Annotated in this window: 7 protein-coding genes and 1 pseudogene; 2 read left to right on the forward strand and 6 right to left on the reverse strand. The window is 57.1% G+C overall.

Going from position 1 to position 9826, the window contains the following annotated elements:
- Nucleotides 1-173: 173 nt before the first annotated feature.
- The 4 genes from EN861_RS29235 to EN861_RS29250 form a co-directional block, all read right to left on the reverse strand.
- Nucleotides 174-1376 (reverse strand): diaminopropionate ammonia-lyase, encoded by a 1203-nt coding sequence (locus tag EN861_RS29235; RefSeq protein ID WP_135866980.1) that lies wholly within the window; start codon nucleotides 1374-1376, stop codon nucleotides 174-176.
- Between the two features lie 271 nt (nucleotides 1377-1647).
- Nucleotides 1648-2724, reverse strand: coding sequence for an ABC transporter ATP-binding protein (locus EN861_RS29240; protein WP_189343767.1), 1077 nt, complete (start codon nucleotides 2722-2724; stop codon nucleotides 1648-1650).
- 53 nt (nucleotides 2725-2777) lie between these two features.
- Entirely contained in the window at nucleotides 2778-4526 is a 1749-nt protein-coding gene (locus EN861_RS29245) for an ABC transporter permease subunit (protein ID WP_189343768.1), read from the reverse strand.
- A 10-nt stretch (nucleotides 4527-4536) separates the two neighbouring features.
- Entirely contained in the window at nucleotides 4537-5583 is a 1047-nt protein-coding gene (locus EN861_RS29250) for an ABC transporter substrate-binding protein (RefSeq protein ID WP_189343769.1), read from the reverse strand.
- Nucleotides 5584-5869: 286 nt separating this feature from the next.
- Between EN861_RS29250 and EN861_RS29255 the strand changes: the two genes are divergently transcribed.
- A complete protein-coding gene (locus EN861_RS29255; protein WP_135866989.1) occupies nucleotides 5870-7294 on the forward strand; it encodes an amidohydrolase in 1425 nt (474 codons plus the stop codon).
- 81 nt (nucleotides 7295-7375) lie between these two features.
- Here the strand turns inward: EN861_RS29255 and EN861_RS29260 are convergent, their stop codons facing one another.
- Complete coding sequence (locus EN861_RS29260) at nucleotides 7376-8545, reverse strand: Xaa-Pro peptidase family protein (RefSeq protein WP_135866991.1); 1170 nt, start codon at nucleotides 8543-8545, stop codon at nucleotides 7376-7378.
- Nucleotides 8546-8766: 221 nt separating this feature from the next.
- Between EN861_RS29260 and EN861_RS29265 the strand changes: the two genes are divergently transcribed.
- Entirely contained in the window at nucleotides 8767-9225 is a 459-nt protein-coding gene (locus EN861_RS29265) for an Lrp/AsnC family transcriptional regulator (protein WP_135866993.1), read from the forward strand.
- Between the two features lie 349 nt (nucleotides 9226-9574).
- Here the strand turns inward: EN861_RS29265 and EN861_RS35895 are convergent.
- Nucleotides 9575-9826 (reverse strand): annotated as a pseudogene (locus EN861_RS35895) (amidohydrolase); the annotation flags it as partial.

Consider the following 9826-nt stretch of genomic DNA (forward strand, 5'->3'; position numbering starts at 1 on the left):
CGGAGACGCATCCGGTAGGAGGACGATGCCGGCCATGAGATCGCAATGGCCGCCGAATATTCGGTCCCCGAATGATGGCCGAGATGTTGTCCGCCAGCGCAAGGGCACCGGCCTGGTGCGCGGAGGCACAAGTCCCCCCGCGATTCGGGGCTTCAGAACTTCGCTGTCGATGGTCATGCCGTCCTGCGCTGCGCCGCCACCGCTTCCGGCGTCGTGCCCACGAGCTCCTCGTACTTCGCGGGATCAGTCGCGCCTTCCGTGTTTACGACCAAAATGCGCGAGGCGCTGTCGAGGCGCAGTTTCGATTTGATCTTGAGATCGGCGACCGCCTTGAGAAACCCTGCCAGCCCGACGCCGCCGCTCTCCCCAGCCACTATCGATGGGTCACCATGGGCGGGATTGGCAAGTCGCTTCATGATCGATATCGCGTCTTCTTCATCCACAGTCATGAATGCGTCGGCCACGCGGGAAAGAATCCTCCAGGCGACAAGCGAGGGTTCGTAGCACTCGAGCATTGCCATCACCGTAGGCTGCCCATGCTTGATCGAAATCGGATGACCCGCGCGCGCCGTTTCGAGCACGCACGCCGCCCGCGCTGGATCGACGACGATGAATACAGGCCGCTTGTCGCCGTACTCAATCGCTAGATGTCCGCCAACAGCCGCCGCGATGCCGCCTACCCCCGACTGGATGAACACATGTGTCGGAGCTTCCGGCAACGCTCGCAGCGCTTCTCTGACGAGAGCGGTATAGCCCTGCATGACCAGACCGGGGATGCGTTCATAGCCCGGCCATGACGTGTCCGAGACAATAGTCCAGCCTTCTCTTTCAGCAACGCGCGCAGCCTCCTTGACCGAGTCGTCGTAGTTACCGTCGATGCGGATCATATTTGCGCCGAACCGTCCAATTGCCCTTACCCGCTCGTCGCTAACACCGGCATGGACGAATATGGTTGCCTTCGCACCGACGAGTTCGGCACCCTGCGCAACAGATCGGCCGTGATTGCCGTCGGTGGCGCAAGCTACGGTCATCGTTCCAGCCACGGCTTTGACTTCCTGCGAATTCAACTCCGACATCTCGACGGCACGGCCGAGCCGTTTCGAAGCCTCCTGGAGGACCAGGCGAATGACCGCGTAAGCGCCACCGAGCGCCTTGAAGCTGCCGAGGCCTAAACGATGTCCCTCATCTTTCACATAGATGGACGCAACTGCGGTTTGCACGGCCAAGCCCGGAAGCGACACCAGCGGTGTCTCGGCATGGTTGTCGCGGAAACTCAGGTGACGCTCCACTTCGACCGCTGCCGCGATGCCCAGGGTCTCCGCATCCCTATCGTCGAGTGGCTGGCGATAGGCGGCGTTCGCGTTCAAAAGAAACATGTATCAAGCTCCGTGTTGGAAAACTCTATTCTATTCGTGGAGAAAACGGTGCTCATTCACATGACCTTATTTGCAAGTTTGTTTCACGAACACGATCAATTATTGACAAACTTAAATCTGACCACGTTTCTCGCGCGGGGTCCACGCAGCGACTTGACGCCGACTTGTGCTTTGCCCTGCGACCGACAAGGGTCTTGTGTTCCATCAGTGTCGAAAACGAGATTTGACGTCCGCGCTCTTGCCTCGCTTGGAAGCAGACCAACTGCCCGCGTCAGAGCTTATCGTAAAGACGACATGCCGATATCGGGAACTCGACACGCAAGATGTCGCCACCAATCCCGCCGATCATATCTGTCGGAGCCCTGACAAGAATTTTTGAATTGCCAAGAGCCAGCAGAAGGCTGGTCGTCAAGCCATTGAACACGCGCTCTACGATTTTAAGAGGCATTCCCTCATTCGCGACGATTTTGACGTGCTCGGGACGAATACCCAAGAGCGCGCTTCCTCGCGACGTCAGGCATTGAGACGCGGCCACCAGCACAACCTTGTCCGTTTTTTCAAGGGCGACCTTCACCAGATCGTCCGATCGCTCTACGACGTCCACGGGAATCAAGTTGGTCTCGCCCACGAAATCAGCGACGAAGGCATTGGCCGGAGCGTTGAAGAGTTCAGATGGTTTGCCGATCTGCTCGATCTGTCCTTTGCTCATCACCGCCACCCGGTCGGCCATGGACAAGGCCTCTTCCTGGTCATGGGTGACCAGGATGATGGTTGTCCCAATCTCCTTGTGCAGAATCTTGAGTTCGATTTGCAATTGCTGACGGAGTTTCCGATCGAGGGCTCCCAGCGGCTCGTCCAAGAGCAAAAGCCGGGGGCGGAAGACCAAGGCACGAGCGAGGGCCACGCGTTGCTGTTGCCCGCCCGAAAGTTGGCTGGGCAAACGATCGCCGAGCCCTTCGAGATTGACCAGTCGCAGGGCGCGCTCAACCTCCATCTCAACCTGCCGCCATGGCATCGATCTTCGACGCAGCGGATATGCGATGTTGCCGGCAACGGAAAGGTGCGGGAACAAGGCGTATCGCTGAAACACCACGCCGATATTTCGGCGATAAGGCGGCAAGCCGACGATTTCCTGATTGTCCAGGTAAATGCTGCCGGTCGTCGGGGCTTCAAAGCCAGCAATCATCATTAGTATCGTCGACTTTCCCGATCCGCTTGAGCCCAGGAGAGAAATGAACTCTCCCTCATTGACGGTCAGTTCCACCGGGTGAACGGCCTGAAAGTTCCCATACCGCTTCGTCACGCCTTTCAGCGATACGGAAGCTCCGTTTGCTAGAGAGGTAGCCATGAAAGATCCTCGGGAGTGTGTGTGCGGGTCGAACGCCGCGTGCCGAAACCGCATCAGCGGCCGTTAACTCTCGACCATCTCAGCCTACCAAGGGTGTTATGCGCCAGGTATCCGACAATGACGAGAAAGAGCAGAATCGAAGCAACAACCGAGATTTGAGGGTCGATCTCCTGGCGGATGTTTTCCCACATTCTCATGGGAAGCGGGATGGCATCCCTGCCGGAGAGAAACAGTCCAAACACGACATCGTCGAACGCCGCGATGAACGCGAACAAAAACGCACTGACAATGCTGGGCATCAGGAGCGGCAGGGTAATCGTAAAAAGAACGACCGCCGGTCGCGCACCCAGGCTGGCTGCAGCTGATTCCAGGGAGGTGTCGAACCGCTGAAGCCCGGCGACGGCGACCACGACGACGTAGGGTATCCCCAAAAGCATATAGGCGAGCAGGAAAACATGCTCCGTTCCCACCATTCTGTGTGGGGCGACAATCAGATAGAGGGCAATCGCGATCACGATCTGCGGAACGACCATCGGCGAAATGATCAGCAGATATGCAGGCAGCTTGAGGGCGAATTGCCGCCGTGCCAAGGCAAACGCGGCCGGCAGCCCTACCGCCAGGCTCGCGATTGCCGCCATGACGCTGACGCGGAGGCTAAACCAAGTCGCCTCAAGCCATTTGGTGTTCGAAAAAAAGCTTTCGTACCAGCGCAAGGAATAACCAGGAGGGGGAAACGTCAAATAAGCCGCGGAGCTAAACGACAGGGGGACGACCACAAGGAATGGAACAATGAGGTAGAACATGACAGCCGCAGTGACGGCCCAAAGAACATAATTTCTCACCTGCGAAACAATGACTCCAAATCGATAGAGGATCGTCGAGAACCTTCGTTGCAAACCGTAAAGAAGCGGCTCGGATGATGCACCATCCCCGCGTTTCAGAGGGGCTGGAGCAGAGGCCTCGTCATCCAGGCTCGCCGCAAATCGCTTTCGCAGCAAGACGAAAACCGCCAACACGATCGTAAGCAGGATGGTCGCCTGGGTTGCCGCGCCCGCCAGATCCGCCAGTCGCAGGACGCGAAGGGTGATGCCTTGCGCCAGCATGTAGTCGGCGGTCCCGCCCAGCAGTGCGGGCGTGGTGTAAAATCCAAGACACGACAGGAAGACAAGCGTCGATCCGCCGACAATTCCCGGATAGGTCAACGGCGCGAAGACGTGCCAGAACGCGCTTGCCGGCGAACTTCCCAGACTGACAGCGGCGGCCGTGAGCGAACGGTCGATCTTGGTCATTGCTGCATAGACCGGAAAGATCATCAACGGCAGGTGTATTTGGACCATGCCCGTGTAAACGCCGATCTGGTTGAACACCAACTGCACCGGCTTCGACGTCAGGCCCACCGACATAAGAAACTGGTTCACAACGCCATTCGGACCCAGCACCACGATCCAGGCATAGGTGCGAATAAGTACTGATGTCAGATACGGCAGTGATATGAGCAAGAGCAGAAGCGCGGCCGATCGCTTGTTCACCCGGCTGATCGTATAGGCTACTGGATAGCCGAAAAGCAGACATAGTATCGTAACCCCGACCGAGAGCTCCAGCGTCTCCACTAGCAGCTTCAAGAATGCCGGAGATGTCAGCTGGTTCAGGTAGGAATCGAGTGTAAACCCGTTGCGATCCTGAAAACTTTTAATGAACAGGCCCACGACGGGAATCATGTAGATGAGCGCCAGAGTGACAAGCACTGGCGCCATCATGCCTGCGGTGCCGACATGGCGGCTGCGGCGCGGGAGGAAGGGCATCCCCGCGCCCTTAGCGCGTGATCCAGTTTTCCCAGAGTTCCGCGGCATACTGGGTGTTGTCCTTGCCGTCGTCACGCAGCGCAGCCCAATAAGCCTGGTTTTGCACTATCTGCAACGCAAGCAGGTCAGGGACCGTCGGCAGCATGCCCGCGCGTTCCTTCGAGAGATATTGATAGGCGTTGGAATTGGGCGGAGCATACAGGATCTTATTCGAGAAATCGGCCTGATTTTTCGCCCGCGACGCGAAGGCAATGAACTTGGAGGCATTCTCGACGTTGGAGGCTCCCTTCAAGATGCCGAATTCATCATATTGCAGGAGGGCCTGGTGCCAGCTCATGGCTATCTCGCCGCCCTGATCCTTCACGGCCGAAACGCGCCCATTCCAAGCGGCGGCGATCGCGACCTGCTTGTCGACCACCAACTGAGGGCCTTCGGCGCCGCTCTCCCAGAACTTCACGATGCTGGCCTTGATCTTGTCCAGGCTGCGAAACGCTCGGTCGAAATCGATGGGATACAACCCATCTGGCGTCACGCCATCGGCAAGGAGCGCGATCTCAAAAGTACCCGCTTCGCCGCCCCATGACCCTGGACCCAATGCGCGCCCGCCCGGGAATTTGCTGACGTCCCACATGTCGGCCCAGGTCTGGGGGCCGCCATTCGGAAAGGCGGCCGGATTGTACGCCATCAACAGGGAGTAAATGATGGTCGGGCACGAATAGTCGGTGGGTTTCGCCGGCCGGAAGGCATCCAGGTCCGAACGCTCGAAGAACGAAAAATCGATCTTTTCGAGCAGGCCGTCCCTGGCGAAGCTGTTCGCATACCCACCCGAGAAGATGTAAATATCGTACCGGGGAGCTCCGGTCATGACGCTGGCGCGCACGGCCCCTGTATCGGTCGTCGGCTCGACGATGACCTTGATGCCAGTTTCCGCCTCGAAGGGTTCGAAATATGCCGAACGCATGGCTTCACCCCATGCTCCGGCGCCATCGTAGATGACCACTTCGCCCGAACCCTTAAGGCTCTTTGCGATGAGCGGTGCCGGAAAGATCGAGGCCACACCGAGAGCTCCTGCGGCCTTTAAGAGAGTGCGCCTGTGCATGTTTGTTCCCCTTTTTTTTTGCAGCGGTGATCGCTTGCATCTTTGAGGCTAACGGTATGCAAATGAAACAATGTGTCCATGCCTCGCCCGCCGAAAGTCCAAAACCGGCTAATATAGAAGCAATCATGCGTTTTTGTGCAATGTTCGCTTAAAGTGGCCTGCTTTTTTAAGCAGATGTTGTGACAGCTATCGAATAGAAAGGGCTGATCATGACAGTTTGATCGCGACCCCTGGGAAAGCAGACATGGACCAGAACGCTGAAAGAATTTGGAACCTCGTAAGCGAGAAGACGGGCACGTTCAGGCGCCTGGCCGATACTGTATGGTCAAACCCGGAAGTGAACTACGAGGAGTTCGCCTCCTGCGAGGAGCACGCTCGCGCCCTTTCGGCGGAAGGGTTTACGGTCACTCGGCAAGTCGCCGGCCTGCCCACAGCAGTGATGGGCGAGGCAGGAGAAGGTGGTGTGGTCATCGCCTTTCTGGGCGAATATGATGCCCTGCCCCATCTCAGCCAGGAGGCAGGCGTAGCCTCGCACGCGCCGATCAAGCCCTACGGACACGGACATGGATGCGGACATCACCTGTTGGGTTCAGGAGCGATGCAGGCTGCCACCGCTGTGAAGAACTACCTTCGGCAGGAGAATATTCCCGGGCGAGTTCGTTACTACGGTTGCCCTGCCGAGGAAGGCGGCTCTGGGAAGGGATTCATGGCCCGTAACGGCGCCTTCAAAGATGTCGACGCGTTCATTACCTGGCACCCCTACTGGTTTGCAGGCGTACCGAACGCCGTCACGCTGGCCTGCAACGAGATTGACTTTCACTTCACCGGCCGCAGTTCGCATGCAGCGTCGAGCCCTCACCTGGGTCGCAGCGCGCTCGATGCGGTGGAACTGATGAATGTCGGTGTGAACTATCTGAGGGAACATATCCCAAGCCACGCCCGTATCCATTATGCGATCGTGGACGCCGGGGGAGAAGCTCCCAATGTCGTGCAGGCAAAAGCGACGGTGCGATACGTCGTGCGCGGACGCGATACGCCTGAGCTGCGATCGCTCGTCGAACGGGTTTCCAAGGTCGCTCAGGGCGCCGCGATGATGACCGAAACCGCCATGAGCCACCGTGTTCGCACAGGGGAAGCCAATTTCCTTGGAAACAGGGTCCTTGAAGATATCGCGTGGGAGGAGTTCCGGCGGGTTGGTCCCCCGGCCTTCGACGAAGCCGACAATGTCTTGGCAGAGGCGATGCAAAAGACGTTCGAACATGACAGCATCGTCGAGGCATATCAAAGCATCGGCCTCAAGGTGCCCGAGCTGCAAACGGGCATGGCGTCACTGCTTTTTCCGCCGCGCATTCCCAACACCCTGACCAGCTCCACGGATGTCGGAAACGTCAGCTGGCTCGCACCGACCATAGAAATCTATGGCGCAAACTACGCCGTTGGAACGCCATTTCATTCTTGGCAATTGGTGGCGCAGGGAAAGAGCAATGCGGCAATGAAGGGCATGGAACATGCGGCCAAGGTTATGGCTGCAACGGGCATGCGATTGTTTCTCAGTCCTGAATCGCTGTTGCGCGCAAAACAAGAACATTCCGCCGCACTCTCCCGAACCCCATACGTTGATCCGATTCCGGATGGCACGCTGCCTGACCTCCCGGCTCGGCTGCGCTAGGTCCCGGCCCATGACGTTGGAATACGCTCCTTGCAGCTCGTTTCCCTGGTATGAGAACCCTTGCCGAGAATCGATTGCTTGTCAGAGGATTGGAATTTCCGAGGGGGCTCGGCGCGTTAGAAGTTGAAAGCCATTTGCACGAACGACAATGTTTTCCTCGTGCACCATCAGCATTCCTGGCGCATATTCATATCCTGGCTCGACACACAGAACCATCCCTTCGACGATGGCGGTGGTGTCGGTCTCCATGATGGAGGGCCACTCGGTATTCTGCAGACCTAGGCCGTGACCAATTCGCCCGACCTTGCTCTCGGTCGTTCCCATGACCTGCGACATTGCCCGCCAGATATCCGAGACATTGTTGCCCGGCAAAGCCGTTGCCATGCCAGCCTCGGTTGCTTCATAGGCCCGCGCATAGGCAGCAGTGGTCGCTTTGGATGCCTCTGAAACTGCGTAAACCCGATCGAAATCGCACCAATAGCCGTCGAAAGTCGCACCTATGTCGATGAAAATTACGTCACCTTGTTGGATCAGCCGATCGCCGAGAGCGCCGATCACCTCGCCGTAACCTCCAGCACCCGACAAGATTTGAACATCATGGACCTGATCTGCTCCACGCTGCAAAAGATCGATCTTGATCTGACGCGCAATTTCGCGTTCCGGGACGCCGATGATGTCCGCCGTGACGACCGCTTCGAAACTGTCCGAAGCGATCGACCCAATATAGGCCATCTTGGCGATTTCGGCCTCGGATTTTGCAATGCGCAGTGTGCGAACGAGAGAGGTCGCGTCAATGAATTCAATGCCGCCGATTTCCAACTTCAGCCGATCAAAGTCGCGACCCGGCATGTGGACATGCGTCTCGGGACCGAGCGGCAGTCCCACTCGTCGTGACTTTGTCGCCAACTCTCTGATCGCCCTGGCAAGCAGCGTGACCCCCTCGTCATCGGGGCAAGGCGACGCCCATGTCCGCACGTCCGGCACGATCGACTTGTCAAAACCATGGGCGCAAATTTTTGGAACGACCGCAACCGGATCACCCTCTATCGGGACGATCAGGAATACCGGTCGGGTCGGGCTCAACCATATCGCCTCGTTGAAACCTGAAAAATAGTAAATTTCGGATTCAGTATTGAAGAGACACGCATCAATCTGCTTGTCTCGCATCAATTTTTGCAGCCTCACAATCCTGGACTGGAACTCGCTTGCTGAGAAACCTCTGCGTGGGATCGCTATTTTTTTATTCAGCATCGATTATCCTCCGCATATGCAGCGACCAGATTGGATACTACAACAGTTATCTTTTTATATTTTGATATTCTTTTTGTATTGTGATAAATACTCATGATCGCTACGGCTTGGCTGATGGAAGCCAGGGCTTGGGACACGCTTGGAGCAGCGCTTAATATCGCAGGGAACGTACGATACAGGCGCTACAATTTGATAGGAATTACGAAAGTTTGTAACACGCCATGGCTCTTGACAGTTTCGATATTGCGATACTGAGAATCCTACAGATCGACAGCTCAACGTCGCAACGGCAAATCGGTGCAGCGGTACATCTGTCGGCACCCGCGGTTCAGAGGCGAATCCAGCGGATGGGACGGGAGGGCATAATCAGTGCCTGTGTGGCCCAAATTCAGCCAGAGGCGGTGGGTCTACCGCTTACGATCATCGTGGAGGTGCAGCTCGTCAGCGAAACGATCGATGAGATCGACCAGATGAAATCACGGTTTAGTTCGGCGCCAGAGGTCCAGCAATGCTACTACGTCACTGGCGACGCTGATTTTGTTCTTGTTTTGGTGGTTTCCAGCATGACGGAATACGAGAATTTCACGCGTCAGCATTTTTTTCACAATGGAAATGTAAAGAAGTTTCGAACAATCGTGTCAATGGATGTGGTGAAGCGGGGGGTTACCCTCAACATCTGATCTTTTCCGCCCCCGCAGTCCTTCATGATGAAAAGACGTGCCTGATACCCCTTGGAACCGATGAAAATCCTGGGCCAGCAGCCTGACGCGCTTTAAGGACGATGAAGGCGCTGCGGCAACGCGCCGAACAGTGACCGCGCGTCGCACGGTGCCTGTTTTACAGATTTGACGACCAAAATTGGTACTGCGCCTTGGGTTATTGCGCGGTGCATCTCCAGATCCCAAAGCAGCGGCGAGGCCGATGCCAGCAAATCTCGATCACCAACTGGATGCCGATCTTGATACCATGGTCCCCGAGCAAAAGACTTGGAGCACCCAGAGGCTTCAGCTGTTGCCACCGCGCTGGTTCTCATATCTCCGCGACGGCCGTTGGCGGAAGCGGATCGACATAATCCGAGCCGTGCCTGAGGTTCAGGTGCTCTTCTTTCGCCTTTTTCAAGAGGGCGGGCTCCAGCAGGAGCTCCATTGCTGTCGCAGCCATGATGACCGCGGCGTGTGATAGGCCCTTGTGGGCAGCCGGCATCTTTCCTTGCGAAACAGTCTGCCAAGAGTGCGCAGGCGTCCCCATTGCATGGGTCGTGCTCCGGAGCTCGACTGTGGG

The organism is Mesorhizobium sp. M8A.F.Ca.ET.218.01.1.1, assembly GCF_004791165.1.
In the GTDB taxonomy this organism is placed as follows: domain Bacteria; phylum Pseudomonadota; class Alphaproteobacteria; order Rhizobiales; family Rhizobiaceae; genus Mesorhizobium.